The following is a 17017-nucleotide window of genomic DNA, read 5'->3' as shown; positions in this document are numbered from 1 at the left end:
CTCAATCTGACTGAGAGGACTGATCATGGTCTTGCGCTCGGAAATTCTGGTGAACAAAAACGTGCTGCCCACTCAAGAACAAGCTCTGCCTGGCCGTGAAACCCCGATGTCGCTGCCGGAGACTCACTTCGTCAACGGCAATCCGCTGCTCGGCCCATTTCTGGATGACGTCGGCTTCGCGATCTTCGGCCTGGGTTGTTTCTGGGGAGCCGAACGCCGGTTCTGGCAGCGCGATGGCGTGGTCAGCACCGTGGTCGGTTACGCTGGCGGCTACACGCCAAACCCGACCTATGAAGAAGTCTGTTCAGGCCTGACCGGCCACAGCGAAGTGGTACTGGTGGTGTATGACCAGGACAAGGTGAAATACGAAGACCTGCTGAAGATGTTCTGGGAACTGCACAACCCCACCCAGGGCATGCGCCAGGGCAATGACATCGGCAGTCAGTACCGCTCGGTGATCTACGCGACCACCCCGGAGCAATTGGCGGCGGCAAAGGCCAGTGCCGAGGCGTATCAGGGTGAGTTGACCAAGGCCGGCCTGGGCGCGATCACCACCGAAATCGAAGAGGCACCGACGGTGTACTTCGCCGAGGCGTACCACCAACAGTACCTGGCGAAGAATCCGCAGGGCTATTGCGGGATCGGCGGAACGGGTGTGAGCTGCCCGATCTAAAGGCCAACGCCATTCAACATGTGGGAGCGGGCTTGCTCGCGAAAATGGGGTGTCAGTCACTGAATTAGTAGACTGATACACCGCCTTCGCGAGCAAGCCCGCTCTCACATTGGGTTCCGTGCATGGCTTAAGACTGGATCACTCAGCGATCAGCCAATCCATCTGCCATCCACCCTGGGTCTGCCCAAGCTTCTTGGACAGCCACGGCAGCAACTCCCGCAACTCCTCCTCCAAGCCCCACGGCGGGTTGGCGATCGCCAGGCCCGAGCCGGTCAGGGTGTTGGGCGTATCCAGCGGATGCACCAGCAATTCCACACGCAGCAACTTCGGCGCACCGGTGCCGGCCAGGTCCTGGTAGAAACGGCGCAACATGTGCTGATCCTTCACCGGATACCAAATGGCCGCGACGGTCTGGCGCATGCGACCCACCGCCTCTTTGAGGGATGCCGCACAGCGCTGCATCTCGTCGAGTTTTTCGAACGGCGGATCAATGAGCATCAACGCACGTTTTTCCGGGACCGGCAGCAAAGCCCTCGGCAAATGCCAGCCTTCGCCCAGGTGCACCTTCACGCGACGGTCACCCTTCATGTTGTCCTTGAGCAGCACGCCGTCTTCCGGGTGCTTTTCATTGAGCAGCACACGGTCCTGGGGGCGGGTGAGCCGCCGCGCCAGTTCCGGCGAGCCCGGGTAGTAGCGCAACTCTCCGTCCGGGTTCATCTCATGCAGCACACGCATGTAATCGGCGGTCAGTGGCGGCAGGTCGCTTTCGCCCCACAGGCGCGCAATGCCCTCCAGGTATTCACCGGTGCGGTTGGCCTGGTCGCCCTGCAGGTCGTACAGGCCGATCCCCGCATGGGTGTCGAGGTAGGCGAACGGCTGCTCCTTGCGCGACATCAGGGCGATTAGGCGGGTCAAGGTCAGGTGTTTGAAGACATCGGCGTGGTTGCCGGCGTGAAAGGCGTGACGATAATTCATGGTTGCTCCTGCGCAGGGGGCGAAGTTTACCTTTTACGCGGGCGTTGGTGCAGTGCTTCGGCGTGCGCTTCGCCCGCGACGACTGCGCCGAAGCCGTCGCCGGACTGATCGAAGATCTGCAGCAGGCGCTGGTTTCAACTCGACTCTGAAGCCAGAAAGTCCGCCAAACCCTGATGGCTGACCTCGCGGCGGCGCGTGAAGTAGGCGACCTTGTCCCGCAAGGTCGTCGGCATGAACGCAGTGTAGAGGTCAGGGCGTTGCTCTTCGAGCCCTTGCAGGAGGTTATCGATCAGGGTGTGCGGCGATTGCTCGGCCAAATCTTGAAGTAACGGCGCAGGTACTCGCCACCACGGGCTCGCTCTGGCGGCAGTGACCGGGCCAGTGGCGACGGTCAGCGACTGGCCATTGATCAAGTAGCGCTGGAACACCGGCAATAGTTCACCGCCCGTCTGCTGAAGGATCGGCAGGAACTGAGCACCATCCCAGAACCGCAAGAACACTTCCTCGCCGTCGGGCAGGTAGACCTTGGTCAGGCCTTGCAGGTGTGCAATCACGGTTTCCAGCGGGTGCGACGATAGGGCCAACCAGCCCCAATCCGTGAAGGCCGTGGAAGCAGCCCAATCGAGGAACGGGCTATCCGGTTCGACGATTCCCACATAGGGCATCACCTCATCCCATGTCGCATAGGCCGTGCCGGCCCAAACGGGCTGCGGCGCTGGCCCGGCGGCGAGCGCCCGCCAAGCGTCAAGGGGCTTGGCGTCGCTGCCAGCGCCCAGCACTGCAAACATCTGTTCACCCGGAAGCAAAGGTTGATGCATCTTCGTAAATCCGTTTAAAAGTCAGATGAGGCCACATTGGCCGTTCTTGCAACGCTCGCACTCTTCGCAAAACGGCGCACTGCGCTTCAGGCTGGCCACTTGCACCCGGCTCAGTGGAGCGGGAATCACCGCCAGCAGTGTTTCCTTCAGGCCAGGCGTCAATGGCGCCGCAGTCGCAGCGGGCGCACTGCCAAGCTGGATCGGAACGCTGCTGAAAATCCCGCCCGCGCAAAGGGTGATCGATTGTCCGCCCGCCTGAATCGTCACGGTTGCGCCACCCTCGATCACCACGCTTTGCCCCGCGCCTATCTGGATGGTCTGTCCTGCCCTTACCTGCCGCGAGCCGCCAACCATCAAGTGGTCGTCTTGCTTTAGGTCGGTCAGACGGTTGCCGTGGGTGATGCGCAGCTCCTCGCCTTGCAATTCGTGATGCGACTCGCCATCCACGTTTACCCGAAGGTCATGCAGCACGTGCTGCGTCCAGTCCCGCTGGGCGCGCAGGTAGATTTCCTCGGCGCCCTTTCGGTCCTCGATGCGCAGCTCGTTGTAGCCTCCACCACCGGGGCTGCTCTGGCTGCGGAAGACGCTGCGAGTCTTGTCCGCCGGCAGGTCGAGGGGCACCTGGGTGGCCGCGTTGGGCAGGCAACCCATGACCAGCGGCATATCCATGTCGCCATTGACGAAACCCACCAGCACTTCCATACCGACCCGGGGGATCAACACCGAGCCATAACGATCATGGGCCCAGCCGCTGGCAACCCGCAGCCAGCAACTGGAATGGTCGTTATGTTCCCCGTCGCGATCCCACACCAACTGCACCTTGACCCGGCCGTATTCATCGCAATGGATTTCGCTGTCGGCGGGGCCGGTCACCACGGCGTTCTGATAGCCGGCAATGGTCGGACGCGGCTGCTCAGGCATGGGCGGGCGGAAGATCGCGTCCCAAGGCGTAGCGGAAAATTCGTTGCGATAACCCTGGCGGAAATCCCCGCCTGCCACCTCGGTGACGGACTCTTCCAGCACTTGGGGCTGCAACCCCTCATGGGTCACGTGCGTCACCAGCCACAGGTCGTTCCAGTCTTCCCGCGGGTGACCGGCCAACTTGAGAAACCGACCGCTGCCCAAGGCAGGCTCATCACCGCTGCCACGGGCGACGCGATAGTCACTGCGGTGCCGCTCCAGACCACGCTGCGCGAGGTATTTGCCATGGGCACGGTCGTTGAAGTGGCCGGGATAAACCTGAGCTTCAAGCGGTGGAAGCTGCTCGCCTGTCACCTCGCTTTCCAGCGCCAGGCTTGGCTTGCGAAAGTCGTAGTCGCGCAGGTTCACCCCCGTGGTACGGGCTTGTACCTGCACTGCAAACCGCTTGATCACCGGGGTGTCCGCCACCATCCCGGAACCGGGGGTATAGGGCGTGGGCGGGTCTGCTTGGACGAAAACGGTCTGGTCATCGCCAAATACCAGCAAATGACCGGCCGACGAATGCTGAAAGTGATAGTGAATGCCCAACTCCGCGCAAAGCCGCTGGATGAACGCCAGGTCCGTCTCGCCAAACTGCACGCAGTATTCACGCTCCGGGTAGGTGCCACTGAGCCGGAACTCGAAACGGTCGCGCTGGATCCCCTGCCCCTCGAGTACTTGCGCAACAATCTGCGGCACCGTCTTGTGCTGGAAAATACGCTGGTGGCTACTGTGGCCCAGATAGGCAAGCTGCGGCACAAGCGTCATCTGATACCGCGTCAGGCGTCGGCCGGAGTCGCCTTGCGCCATTCGGTAAACCAGACCGTGGACACCCCGGCCCCGATCATCGAAACCGAGGTACACCTGCCGGTGCAGCAGGCTCTCCAGGTCCAGGTCGGGCTGCTCGCTGACCAGTTCGATATCAAAACGGTAAGGCTGGCTGATGGATTCGATACCACTGAACTCGAATACCTTGAATTCACTGGGCTCCCCATCGAGGGTCAGGGTAAAGGCGCTTTGATTGGCAGGAGCGAACATCCGGTGTTTCTCTGCGAGGGGTGGGCTGCCGATTTTGCATCACCCTTGCGCCCCGCTGAGCACACGCCAAGCAAATCAGTAAAACCCTACGTTCACACGTCTGAATCTTCTTCGGACCGACGTAAACCCCACGTAAAAAAAGGCCCGCAATCCGTAGGACGCGGGCCTTTTTTCAACTCACCTGGCGTTTAACGCCCAGCGAATTACTTATTGAGGTTGTAGTCTTTTTCCGCAGCATCAAAACGCTCGACCATACCCGCAGTCGGAGCGCCCAGCTTGCTCACGAAGTAGATCGCCAGGCTGGCAAAGATGAAGCCCGGGATGATTTCGTACAGACCCAGCAGTTCAAAGTGTTTCCACACGATCACGGTGATCGCGCCGACCAGGATACCGGCCAGTGCGCCGTTGCGGGTCATGCCTTTCCAGATCACCGAGATCAGCACCACAGGACCGAACGCGGCGCCGAAGCCGGCCCAGGCGTAGCTCACCAGGCCCAGAACGCGGTTTTCCGGGTTGGCGGCCATGGCGATAGCGATCAGCGCAACCAGCAGCACCATCAGGCGACCGACCCATACCAGCTCAACCTGGGAGGCGTTTTTGCGCAGGAAGGTCTTGTAGAAGTCTTCGGTCAAGGCGCTGGAGCACACCAGCAATTGGCAGCTCAAGGTGCTCATCACGGCCGCCAGGATGGCCGACAGCAGCACGCCGGCGATCCATGGGTTGAACAGCAGCTTGGCCAGCTCAATAAACACACGCTCGTGGTTTTCGTTGACCGGACCTGCGACTTCCGGGTGCGCCGAGAAGTAAGCAATACCGAAGAAACCCACGGCCACGGTGCCGCCCAGGCACAGGATCATCCAGGTCATGGAGATGCGGCGTGCCTTAGCGATCGACTTCACCGAGTCCGCCGCCATGAAACGCGCGAGGATATGCGGCTGGCCGAAGTAACCCAGGCCCCAGCCCATCAGCGAAATGATGCCGATGAAGGTGGTGTTTTTCAGCATGTCGAAGTTAGTCGGGTCCTTGGCTTCAATGGCCAGGAAAGTGGTATCAACACCACCGGTGGCCAGCAGCACGATGATTGGCGTCAGGATCAGCGCGAAGATCATCAGCGTGGCTTGTACGGTATCAGTCCAGCTCACTGCCAGGAAACCACCGACGAAGGTGTAGGCAATGGTCGCTGCAGCACCGGCCCACAGCGCAGTCTCGTAGGACATGCCGAAGGTGCTTTCAAACAGGCGGGCACCGGCGACGATGCCGGAAGCGCAGTAAATGGTGAAGAACACCAGGATCACCACGGCAGAGATGATCCGCAGCAGGCCGCTTTTATCTTCGAAACGGCTGGAGAAGTAATCCGGCAGGGTCAGGGCGTCACCGTTGTGCTCGGTCTGGACCCGCAGGCGACCGGCGACGAACAGCCAGTTGAGGTAAGCACCGACGATCAGGCCGATGGCGATCCAGCTTTCCGACAGGCCAGACATGTAGATCGCGCCCGGCAGGCCCATCAACAACCAGCCACTCATATCGGAAGCGCCGGCCGACAAGGCAGTCACCACGCTACCGAGGCTGCGACCGCCCAGGATGTAATCGGAAAGGTTGTTGGTGGAGCGATAGGCCATGAAGCCGATCAGCACCATTGCTGCGATGTAGATCACGAACGTGATCAGGGTTGGATTACTAACGCTCATAAGAGTGACGCCCTGGCTTTGTTTTTATGTAGCAGCGGTCTGTCAGACGGCCACCCACTGGTAGTGGGTAGACGTAACTGCGTGCCGCGCATTTATGACTGACGTTTCCCCAGGAAAGCCGTCAGCCGATGAACCGACCCGTCGAGGTGGTTGCACCTTGGCCGCGAATGCTATTCAACAAAGCAAATAAGGTGCAACCAGTTTCGCGAGAATAAGTTGCACCTTGACGTGTTTTGTAAAAAACACCTTGTTTTTGCTCCTTTTCGGAGCAAGAACAGCCGATCTCAGAAGCAAACGCACCAAGGCGGAGCGGAATCCGTTGACGGTGTGTTTTTTTCCCGATCACGATCGAAAATTTCCTGAATAAAAAGGGTTGCACCCGGTTGCACCTCTGCATGCGCAAAGCTAATCTTGCCGCCAGCTAATGCCACTCGGTAGTGGCACCCATGAGGATAAGAAAATGGCTACGACCACCCTTGGGGTCAAACTCGACGACCCGACCCGCGAGCGCCTGAAGGCTGCCGCGACCTCCATTGATCGCACGCCGCACTGGCTGATCAAGCAGGCGATTTTCAATTACCTGGAGAAACTGGAGGGTGGTGCAACCCTGACCGAACTCAATGGTTTGAGCAGCAAGGACGCCGACGATGCAGGCGAGGTCCAGACCGACCACGCCCACCAGTGCTTCCTTGAGTTCGCCGAAAGCATCCTGCCACAGTCCGTATTGCGCGCCTCGATCACCGCCGCTTACCGCCGCCCTGAGCCGGAAGTGGTGCCGATGTTAATCGAACAGGCTCGCCTGCCGGCCCCGATGGCCGAAGCCACCAACAAGCTGGCGGCCTCGATCGCTGAAAAACTGCGCAACCAGAAGAGCGCCGGCGGCCGTGCCGGTATCGTCCAGGGCCTGCTGCAAGAATTCTCCCTGTCGTCCCAGGAAGGCGTGGCGCTGATGTGCCTGGCCGAAGCGCTGCTGCGCATCCCGGACAAAGGCACCCGTGACGCGCTGATCCGCGACAAGATCAGCACCGGCAACTGGCAGCCGCACCTGGGCAACAGCCCGTCGCTGTTCGTTAACGCCGCCACCTGGGGCCTGTTGCTGACCGGCAAACTGGTCGCCACCCACAACGAAGCGGGCCTGACCTCCTCCCTGAGCCGCATCATCGGCAAAAGCGGCGAGCCGATGATCCGCAAGGGCGTCGACATGGCCATGCGCCTGATGGGCGAGCAGTTCGTCACCGGCGAAACCATTGCCGAGGCCTTGGCCAACGCGAGCAAGTTCGAAGCCAAGGGCTTCCGTTACTCCTACGACATGCTGGGTGAAGCCGCGCTGACTGAGCACGACGCGCAGAAGTACCTGGCCTCGTACGAACAAGCCATCCATTCGATCGGCAAAGCGTCCCACGGCCGTGGGATTTATGAAGGCCCGGGCATTTCCATCAAGCTCTCGGCATTGCACCCGCGTTACAGCCGTGCGCAATACGAGCGCGTGATGGACGAGTTGTACCCGCGCCTGCTGTCCCTGACCTTGCTGGCCAAGCAATACGACATCGGCCTGAACATCGATGCCGAAGAAGCCGACCGCCTGGAGCTGTCCCTGGACCTGCTGGAACGCCTGTGCTTCGAGCCGCAACTGACCGGCTGGAACGGCATCGGTTTCGTGATCCAGGCCTACCAGAAGCGTTGCCCGTATGTGATCGACTATGTCATCGACCTGGCACGCCGCAGCCGCCATCGCCTGATGATCCGCCTGGTAAAAGGCGCGTACTGGGACAGCGAAATCAAGCGCGCCCAGGTCGAAGGCCTGGAAGGCTACCCGGTCTACACCCGCAAGGTGTACACCGACGTTTCCTACATTGCCTGCGCACGCAAACTGCTGTCGGTGCCGGAAGTCATCTACCCGCAGTTCGCCACGCACAATGCGCACACGCTGTCGGCCATCTACCATATCGCCGGTCAGAACTATTACCCCGGCCAGTACGAATTCCAATGCCTGCATGGCATGGGCGAACCGCTGTACGAGCAGGTTGTAGGCAAGGTTTCCGACGGCAAGCTGAACCGTCCGTGCCGCGTGTACGCACCGGTCGGCACCCACGAAACGCTGCTGGCTTACCTGGTACGTCGCCTGTTGGAAAACGGCGCGAACACCTCGTTCGTCAACCGCATCGCCGACCAATCCATCTCGATCCAGGAGCTGGTGGCCGATCCAGTGGCCAGCATCGAACAGATGGCCACGCTGGAAGGCGGCTTCGGCCTGCCGCACCCGCGTATTCCATTGCCGCGTGACCTGTACGGCAGCGACCGCGCCAACTCGGCCGGTATCGACCTGGCTAATGAACACCGCTTGGCGTCGCTGTCCTGCGCCTTGCTGGCCACCGCCCACAACAACTGGAAAGCCGCGCCGATGCTCGGTTGCGCCTCCAGCGAGCAAGCGGCGGCACCGGTGCTGAACCCGTCCGACCTGCGTGATGTAGTCGGTCATGTACAAGAAGCAACCGTCGAAGACGTCGACAACGCGATCCAGTGCGCTATCAGCGCCGGACCGATCTGGCAGGCCACCCCGCCCGCCGAGCGCGCTGCAATCCTGGAGCGTGCCGCCGACCTGATGGAAGGCGAGATCCAGCCGCTGATGGGCCTGCTGGCCCGCGAAGCCGGCAAGACCTTCGCCAACGCCATCGCCGAAGTGCGTGAAGCGGTGGACTTCCTGCGCTACTACGCGGTGCAGGCGCGTAACGATTTCACCAATGACGCCCACCGCCCGCTGGGCCCGGTGGTCTGCATCAGCCCGTGGAACTTCCCACTGGCGATCTTCAGCGGCCAGGTTGCGGCTGCGTTGGCCGCCGGCAACCCGGTACTGGCCAAGCCTGCTGAGCAAACCCCGTTGGTTGCCGCGCAAGCCGTGCGCATCCTGTTGGAAGCCGGTATTCCGGAAGGCGTCCTGCAATTGCTGCCGGGTCAGGGCGAAACCGTGGGTGCCCGCCTGGTGGGTGATGATCGCGTCAAAGGCGTGATGTTCACCGGTTCTACCGAAGTAGCTCGCCTGCTGCAACGCAACGTCGCCGGTCGCCTGGATGCCCAGGGCCGTCCGATCCCGCTGATCGCCGAAACCGGTGGCCAGAACGCGATGATCGTCGACTCTTCGGCGCTGACCGAACAAGTGGTCATCGACGTGGTGTCCTCGGCCTTCGACAGTGCCGGTCAACGCTGCTCGGCCCTGCGTGTACTGTGCCTGCAGGAAGATTCGGCAGACCGCGTCATCGAAATGCTCAAGGGCGCCATGGCGGAATGCCGCCTGGGTAACCCTGAGCGCCTGTCCGTCGACATCGGCCCGGTGATCGACGCCGAAGCCAAGGCCGGCATCGAGAAACACATCCAGGCCATGCGCGACAAAGGCCGCAATGTGTATCAGGTGGCTATCGCCGATGGCGAAGAGATCAAGCGCGGCACCTTCGTGATGCCTACCCTGATCGAGCTGGACAGCTTCGACGAACTGCAACGCGAGATCTTCGGCCCGGTACTGCACGTGGTGCGCTACAAGCGTAAAGAGATCGACCAACTCATCGGTCAGATCAACGCCTCCGGCTACGGCCTGACCCTGGGCGTGCACACGCGTATCGACGAGACCATCGCCAAGGTGATCGACAACGTCAATGCCGGCAACGTCTATGTGAACCGCAACATCGTGGGCGCTGTGGTCGGCGTGCAACCGTTCGGCGGCGAAGGCCTGTCGGGCACTGGCCCGAAAGCCGGTGGCCCGCTGTACCTGTACCGCTTGCTGTCGACGCGCCCTACGGATGCCATCGAGCAATCCTTCGTCCGCGGCGACGCATTGGCCGCGCCGGACGTGCGCCTGCGCGACGCCATGAGCCAGCCGCTGACCGCCCTGAAAACCTGGGCCGACAGTAACAAGTTCAGCGACTTGAGCGCCCTGTGCAGCCAGTTCGCCGCGCAGTCGCAAAGCGGTATCACCCGCCAGTTGGCCGGCCCGACCGGTGAGCGCAACAGCTACGCCATCCTGCCTCGCGAGCATGTACTGTGCCTGGCGGACGTGGAAGGCGATCTGCTGACGCAACTGACGGCGGTACTGGCCGTCGGCGGTTCGGCGGTATGGCCGGAAACTGACCTGACCAAGGCCTTGTTCCCACGCCTGCCGAAGGAGATTCAGGCGAAGATCAAGCGCGTGGCTGACTGGACCAAGGACGAGGTTGTGTTCGATGCGGTCCTGCACCACGGTGATTCCGACCAGTTGCGTGCGGTGTGCCAGCAAGTGGCCCAGCGTGGCGGTGCGATTGTCGGGGTGCAAGGTTTGTCGCAAGGCGAGACAGCGATTGCGCTGGAGCGCTTGGTGATCGAGCGGGCGTTGAGTGTTAACACCGCGGCGGCAGGTGGCAATGCCAGCCTGATGACCATCGGTTAACTGACCCAACACGGTCAGAAATGTGGGAGCGGGCTTGCTCGCGAAAGCAGTGTGTCAGTCGATGAAGATGTTGACTGACATCGCGCATTCGCGAGTAAGCCCGCCCCCCCATTGACCGCGCTTTGCCTTCCATCCACGTTTTGTTCCTCCATCACCCAGATCAATCTTGCTATCCACCCACCATTCGCGCACTTAGACTCAGGCCAATTCCTCCAAAGGTAAGCCGCCATGTCCGAGACGCTGCTCAGTTCCCGTAATCTGGCTTTCGAGCTGTATGAAGTCCTCGATGCCGAGGGCCTGACCCAGCGCGAGCGGTTTGCCGAACACAACCGTGAAACCTTCGATGCGGCCATCAGCACCGCCCGCAACATCGCGGAAAAGTACTTCGCCCCTCACAACCGCAAGAACGACGAAAACGAACCGCGCTACGAAGACGGCAAGGCCATCCTGATTCCAGAAGTGAAACCCGCCGTGGACGCCTTCCTGGAAGCCGGCTTCCTCAACGCAGCGCGCAGTTTCGAAGCGGGCGGCATGCAACTGCCCACCCTACTGTCCCAAGCCTGTTTCGCGCACTTCCAGTCGGCCAACGCGGCGTCCACCTCCTATCCGTTCCTGACCATGGGCGCCGCCAACCTGATCGAAAGCTTCGGCACCGACGATCAGAAACGACGCTTCCTGCAACCGATGATCGACGGCCGCTTCTTCGGCACCATGGCCCTCACCGAACCCCACGCGGGCTCGTCGCTGGCTGATATTCGCACACGCGCAGAGCCTGCTGCTGACGGCACCTATCGACTCAAGGGCAACAAGATCTTCATCTCCGGCGGCGACCACCCGTTGTCGGAAAACATCGTGCACATGGTGCTGGCCAAGCTGCCGGACGCGCCAGCCGGGGTGAAGGGTATTTCGCTGTTTATCGTGCCCAAATTCCTGGTCAACGACGACGGCAGCCTGGGCGAGCGCAACGACGTGCTGCTGGCAGGGCTGTTCCATAAGATGGGCTGGCGTGGCACCACGTCCACCGCGCTGAACTTCGGCGACAACGGGCATTGCGTCGGCTATCTGGTGGGCCAGCCGCACCAGGGGCTGAGCTGCATGTTCCAGATGATGAACGAGGCGCGTATTGGCGTCGGCATGGGCGCGGTCATGCTCGGTTACGCGGGTTATCTTTACTCCCTGGAGTACGCCCGCGAACGCCCGCAAGGTCGTCTGCCCGACAGCAAAGACCCTGGAACGGCACCTGTCTCGATCATTCAGCACGCGGACATCAAGCGCATGCTGCTGACCCAAAAATCCTACGTGGAAGGCGCCTTCGACCTTGGCCTCTACGCCGCACGGCTGTTCGACGACACCACCACCCTGGAAACCGAAGCCGAGCGCAAGCACGCCCACGAACTGCTGGACCTGCTCACGCCCATCGTCAAATCCTGGCCCTCGGAGTTCTGCCTCAAGGCCAACGAACTGGCGATCCAGATTCTCGGCGGCCATGGCTACACCCGCGAATACCCGGTGGAGCAGTACTACCGTGACAACCGCCTGAACCCGATCCATGAAGGCACCCACGGCATCCAGTCCCTGGATTTGCTGGGGCGCAAGCTGGCGCAGAACGGCGGCGCGGGGTTGAAGCAACTCATACGACTGATTGCTGAAACCGGCGCACGGGCGCAGGAATACCCAAGCCTGACCGCACTAAGGGAACCGCTGGAACAATTGGTCAACCGCCTGCAAAGCGTCACCATCGGCCTGCTGACGGATCTCGCCCACGGCAAGGTCAACAGCAGCCTGGCGAACTCGGCGCTGTACCTGAAGGTGTTCGGGCATACGGTGATTGGCTGGCGCTGGCTGGAACAGGCGATTCGCGCCGAAGAAGGCTTGGCCAAGGGCAGTGCGGCGGATGTGGCCTTCTATAAAGGCAAGCTCCAGGCAGCCCGGTACTTCCTGACCTGGGAAGTACCGAGCTGCCATCATGAACTGGCACTCTTGGAGGCCCGCGATGACACGTGCCTCGGCATGCAAGATGAGTGGTTCTAAGGCGTTCCGATCGCCTTGGAAATCACATCGACCGTGGCGCTGACTTGCTCTTGGTAACGGTCGAGTTCCTGCTGGTGCGCCTGCTGCATTTCGATCTGCTCGGCGCACAGGTTCAGCGCCGCCAGCACCAGTAGCTTGTCACCGATCAGGGTCGGGTACTTCTTCTTGGTGGTGGCCAGGGACGCCTTGAGCAGGGTCACGGCGTGCATCAGGGTTTTCTCTTCCCCGGCCGGAGCCTTGATCGAGTAATCCTCTCCGAGAATCGAAACGACCTTTATCCCTTCACTCATGCGCCGACAGGCCCTGCGCTCACACGCTCAACCAGCGCCTGGATACGTGCGGCAGTGGCGCCGTGCTTTTCTTCCTGCTCCATCAGGTTCAGTTGCAGGCTGTCGTTCTCATCCTTGGCGCGGGCCAGTTCCGCCTTGAGGGATTCGTTGGTGCTCAGCAGATCCTGATTCTGCTGTACCAGGTCGCTGACCAGTTGTTCCAATTGGCTGAGGGATGCTTCTAACATTTTGATTTCTCGGGCTTTTTCAAAGGGCGGTGACGATAAAGAAAATTCACCTCGGATGCCAGGGTTATCCCCGGCGCGCAGCCCGATTTTTAAGGGCCGGGCCGCACTTTCGAGCCTTAGTGACTGCATTTACCGGATCTGGTTCCTGAATCGGCCAAACCCCTCGTCAGATGCGACAAAAGCGCACACGCCCCTTTAGACTTTAGTCGTACGACCGATAGAGAGGGACACCCCGTCTGATGGCCGCACGGATCGCGCTTCTCCCCCAGGATTCCCGCATGTCGCTTCGTAATATGAATATCGCTCCGAGGGCCTTCCTCGGCTTCGCGTTTATTGGTGCGCTGATGTTGTTTCTCGGCGTGTTTGCCCTGAACCAGATGAGCAAGATCCGTGGCGCCACCGAAGACATCACAATGTCCAGCGTGCCGAGCATTCGCGCCCTCGACGAATTCACCCAACTGACCCTGCGCCTGCGTGTGTTGTCGTACCGCCTGCTGACCAACCGTGAGCCGGAGGTTCAGCAAAAAACCCTGGAAGCCTTTGAAGTGCGTAATCAGCAGATTCGCACGGCCCAGGGCATCTACGAAAAACTCATCGAGAGCAGCGAAGAGCGTGCGGCCTACGACGACTACGTGCGTCTGCTTGGCCAGTACCATCAGATTGAAGAACGCATGAAGAGCCTGTCGCGGGCCAATCAGGTGGAAGAGCTGCGCAGCCTGCTCAATAACGAATTGCTGAGTAACTCCGAGCAGGTCAACGCCGTGCTTACCCGTCTGCTGGACATCAATAACAAGATGGCCCTGGCCACCAATAAGGACGCCGAAGACCAGTACAACATGGCCTTCAACATGGTGGTGAGCCTTCTGGTGATCGCCACCCTGCTGACGCTGCTGTTCGCCTGGCTGCTGACCCGCAGTATCACCCTGCCGATTGCCCAGGCATTGGAAGCGGCCGAAGAAGTGGCCGAAGGCAACCTGACGCGGCCGATCAAGGTCGACGGCAGCGACGAAGCCGGGCGCCTGCTGGCCGCCATGGCCAAGATGCAGGACAAGCTGCGCGACACCCTGCAACGCATTGCCGGGTCCGCGACCCAGCTGGCGTCTGCTGCGGAAGAGCTGAACGCCGTCACCGATGAAAGCGCCCGTGGCCTGACCCAACAGAACAACGAAATCGAACAAGCCGCCACCGCGGTGAATGAGATGACCAGTGCCGTCGAAGAAGTCGCCCGCAATGCGGTGAGCACGTCCGAAGCTTCGCGCAACGCCACCACCTCCGCCGGTGATGGCCGTGACCTGGTGCAGGAAACGGTCAGCGCCATCGAACGCATGAGCGGCGACGTGCAAGCCACGGCCACCCTGATTGGCGACCTGGCCAATGAGTCGCGCGACATCGGCAAGGTGCTGGACGTGATTCGCGGCCTGGCCGACCAGACCAACCTGTTGGCCCTGAACGCAGCGATTGAAGCGGCGCGTGCCGGTGAAGCCGGTCGCGGTTTTGCGGTGGTGGCCGATGAAGTGCGCGCCCTGGCCCATCGCACCCAGCAATCGACCAGCGAAATCGAGCGGATGATCGGCAGCATCCAGGCCGGCACCGAGCATGCGGTGGACTCGATGCGCAACAGCACGGAACGCGCCGAATCGACGTTGAACATCGCCAAAGGTGCCGGCATGTCGCTGGATACCATCAATACGGCAATTGTCGAGATCAATGAACGCAACCTGGTGATCGCCAGCGCAGCGGAAGAACAGGCCCAGGTGGCACGGGAAGTGGACCGCAACCTGGTGAACATCCGTGACCTGTCAGTGCAGTCGGCGACCGGCGCCAGCCAGACCAGTGCGGCGAGCAGTGAGCTGTCGCGCCTGGCAGTGGATCTGAATGGGATGGTCGGCCGGTTCCGTCTCTAAAATCGGATTCGCCTGACGACGCCTATCCCTATGGGAGCTGGCTTGCCTGCGATAGCAATGTGTCAGCCAGCGCCTCTAGCGCCTGACACGCCGCCATCGCAGGCAAGCCAGCTCCCACATTTGGCTTTGCGCAAATCAGAAAAAGCTTTTTGACAGCGCAGCAATTCAACAGGTTAGAATCGCTGGCACGCAGACTGCATGGTCAGTTTGCGCCCCGTCCTGTTTGCTTATGGAGTACTGCCTTTGAATGCGACGACCATCAACAGCCTGTTCTTGATCGGCGCGTTGCTGGTGAGTGCGAGCATTCTGGTGAGTTCTCTCTCGTCCCGCCTGGGTATCCCGATATTGGTGATCATCCTGGCCGTGGGCATGGTCGCCGGCGTCGATGGCGGCGGCATCATCTTCGATAACTACCCGACCGCCTACCTGGTGGGCAACCTCGCCCTGGCCGTGATCCTGCTCGACGGCGGTTTGCGCACACGGGTGGCGAGTTTCCGCGTGGCACTCTGGCCGGCGTTGTCGCTGGCCACGGTGGGGGTGTTGATTACCACCGGCCTCACGGGCATGGCCGCGGCCTGGCTGTTTGACCTCAATCTCATCCAGGGCCTGCTGATCGGCGCGATTGTCGGCTCCACGGACGCCGCGGCGGTGTTCTCGCTGCTCGGCGGCAAGGGCCTCAACGAGCGGGTTACTGCCAGCCTGGAAATCGAATCCGGCAGCAACGACCCGATGGCGGTATTCCTCACCGTCACCTTGATCGACATGCTCGCCAGCGGCCAGACCGGCCTGCACTGGAGCCTGCTGACGCACCTGGTGCGCGAGTTCGGCATCGGCGGCGTGGTCGGCCTGGGCGGCGGCTGGTTGATGCTGCAGATGGTCAACCGCATCAACCTGGCCACCGGCTTGTACCCGATCCTAGTGATCGCCGGTGGCCTGTTCGTGTTCGCCGTGACCAACGCCCTGCACGGCAGCGGCTTCCTCGCCGTGTACCTGTGCGGCCTGGTGATCGGTAACCGCCCGGTGCGCAGCCGTCATGGCATTCTGCATATGCTCGACGGCATGGCCTGGCTGGCGCAGATCGGTATGTTTCTGGTGCTGGGCCTGTTGGTCACCCCCCATGACTTACTGCCCATCGCACTGCCGGCCCTGGGCCTGGCGCTGTGGATGATCCTGTTTGCGCGGCCGTTGTCGGTGATGGTCGGCCTGCTGCCCTTCAAGGCCTTCCATGGGCGCGAAAAAGCCTTTATCGCCTGGGTTGGCCTGCGCGGCGCGGTCCCGATCATTCTGGCGGTGTTCCCGCTGATGGCCGGCCTGCCCCATGCGCAGCTGTACTTCAACCTCGCGTTCTTTATCGTACTGGTGTCGCTGCTGGTGCAGGGCACGAGCCTGCCGTGGGTGGCCAAGCTGCTCAAAGTCACCGTACCGCCGGACCCGGCACCGATCTCCCGTGCAGCGCTGGAAGTGCACGTCACCAGCGAGTGGGAGCTGTTCGTCTACCGCCTGGGCGCGGAGAAATGGTGCATCGGCGCTGCCCTGCGCGAGCTGAAAATGCCCGAAGGTACGCGGATCGCCGCGCTGTTCCGTGGCCAGCAACTGCTCCATCCGTCGGGTAGTACCGTGCTGGAAGTCGGCGATTTGCTCTGCGTGATCGGCCACGAACACAACCTGCCGGCACTGGGCAAACTGTTCAGCCAGGCCCCGCAACGCGGTCTCGACCTGCGTTTCTTCGGCGACTTCGTGCTGGAAGGCGACGCCCAGCTGGGCGCGGTTTCGGCGCTGTACGGCCTGAAACTGGAGGGCATCGACCCCGATATGCCGCTGAGCAGCTTCATCACCCAAAAAGTCGGCGGCGCCCCCATCGTCGGCGACCAGGTGGAGTGGAATAACACCATCTGGACCGTCGCGGTCATGGATGGGAACAAGATCGGCAAAGTGGGCGTCAGATTCCCCGAAGGAAGTCGCCCGGGCCCCGGTCTCTTCCTCTAAACTGCGGGGCGAC

General features: G+C 61.5%; 11 protein-coding genes and 1 pseudogene. 6 read left to right on the top strand and 6 right to left on the bottom strand.

Going from position 1 to position 17017, the window contains the following annotated elements; all coding sequences use genetic code 11:
* Window positions 1–25: 25 nt before the first annotated feature.
* A complete protein-coding gene (msrA, locus tag AB4N92_RS14420) occupies window positions 26–673 on the top strand; it encodes a peptide-methionine (S)-S-oxide reductase MsrA (protein WP_010213692.1) in 648 nt (215 codons plus the stop codon).
* A gap of 138 nt (window positions 674–811) precedes the next feature.
* Here the strand turns inward: msrA and AB4N92_RS14415 are convergent, their stop codons facing one another.
* The 4 genes from AB4N92_RS14415 to putP form a co-directional block, all read right to left on the bottom strand.
* Complete coding sequence (locus tag AB4N92_RS14415; RefSeq protein ID WP_236266919.1) at window positions 812–1648, bottom strand: 23S rRNA (adenine(2030)-N(6))-methyltransferase RlmJ; 837 nt, start codon at window positions 1646–1648, stop codon at window positions 812–814.
* Between the two features lie 134 nt (window positions 1649–1782).
* Window positions 1783–2466, bottom strand: a complete 684-nt coding sequence (locus AB4N92_RS14410) for a DUF4123 domain-containing protein (protein ID WP_183702866.1) — start codon at window positions 2464–2466, stop codon at window positions 1783–1785.
* Window positions 2467–2487: 21 nt separating this feature from the next.
* Entirely contained in the window at window positions 2488–4464 is a 1977-nt protein-coding gene (locus tag AB4N92_RS14405; protein ID WP_236266921.1) for a type VI secretion system Vgr family protein, read from the bottom strand.
* 203 nt (window positions 4465–4667) lie between these two features.
* On the bottom strand, window positions 4668–6152 hold the full coding sequence (gene putP, locus AB4N92_RS14400; protein WP_010213696.1) for a sodium/proline symporter PutP: 1485 nt from the start codon (window positions 6150–6152) through the stop codon (window positions 4668–4670).
* Window positions 6153–6612: 460 nt separating this feature from the next.
* Between putP and putA the strand changes: the two genes are divergently transcribed.
* Both putA and AB4N92_RS14390 read left to right on the top strand, forming a co-directional pair.
* Window positions 6613–10566, top strand: a complete 3954-nt coding sequence (gene putA / locus AB4N92_RS14395) for a trifunctional transcriptional regulator/proline dehydrogenase/L-glutamate gamma-semialdehyde dehydrogenase (protein WP_047544099.1) — start codon at window positions 6613–6615, stop codon at window positions 10564–10566.
* A gap of 228 nt (window positions 10567–10794) precedes the next feature.
* The gene (locus AB4N92_RS14390; protein ID WP_236266922.1) at window positions 10795–12597 is read left to right on the top strand and encodes an acyl-CoA dehydrogenase; all 1803 of its coding nucleotides are present in this window, start codon (window positions 10795–10797) and stop codon (window positions 12595–12597) included.
* On the opposite strand, the gene AB4N92_RS14385 is transcribed toward AB4N92_RS14390, so the two are convergent.
* Both AB4N92_RS14385 and AB4N92_RS14380 read right to left on the bottom strand, forming a co-directional pair.
* Complete coding sequence (locus AB4N92_RS14385; protein ID WP_016977202.1) at window positions 12594–12887, bottom strand: cell division protein ZapA; 294 nt, start codon at window positions 12885–12887, stop codon at window positions 12594–12596. The genes AB4N92_RS14390 and AB4N92_RS14385 overlap by 4 nt on opposite strands.
* Entirely contained in the window at window positions 12884–13114 is a 231-nt protein-coding gene (locus tag AB4N92_RS14380; protein ID WP_010213700.1) for a hypothetical protein, read from the bottom strand. Before AB4N92_RS14380 ends, AB4N92_RS14385 begins: the two co-directional genes overlap by 4 nt.
* A 239-nt stretch (window positions 13115–13353) precedes the next feature.
* On the opposite strand from AB4N92_RS14380, the pseudogene AB4N92_RS14375 reads away from it, so the two are divergent.
* From AB4N92_RS14375 to AB4N92_RS14365, 3 genes and pseudogenes are all read left to right on the top strand, one after another.
* A pseudogene (locus tag AB4N92_RS14375) lies at window positions 13354–14115 on the top strand (MCP four helix bundle domain-containing protein); the annotation flags it as partial.
* 30 nt (window positions 14116–14145) lie between these two features.
* Window positions 14146–15018, top strand: coding sequence for a methyl-accepting chemotaxis protein (locus AB4N92_RS14370; protein WP_370694346.1), 873 nt, complete (start codon window positions 14146–14148; stop codon window positions 15016–15018).
* 243 nt (window positions 15019–15261) lie between these two features.
* Window positions 15262–17004 carry a potassium/proton antiporter gene (locus AB4N92_RS14365; RefSeq protein ID WP_010213704.1) on the top strand — a complete coding sequence of 581 codons (1743 nt, stop codon included), beginning with the start codon at window positions 15262–15264 and terminating at the stop codon, window positions 17002–17004.
* Window positions 17005–17017 lie beyond the last annotated feature (13 nt).

This window comes from Pseudomonas sp. S3_A09 (assembly GCF_054668065.1).
The sequence above is the reverse complement of the archived record's forward strand: the minus strand, read 5'-3'. Positions and strand labels throughout refer to the sequence as shown.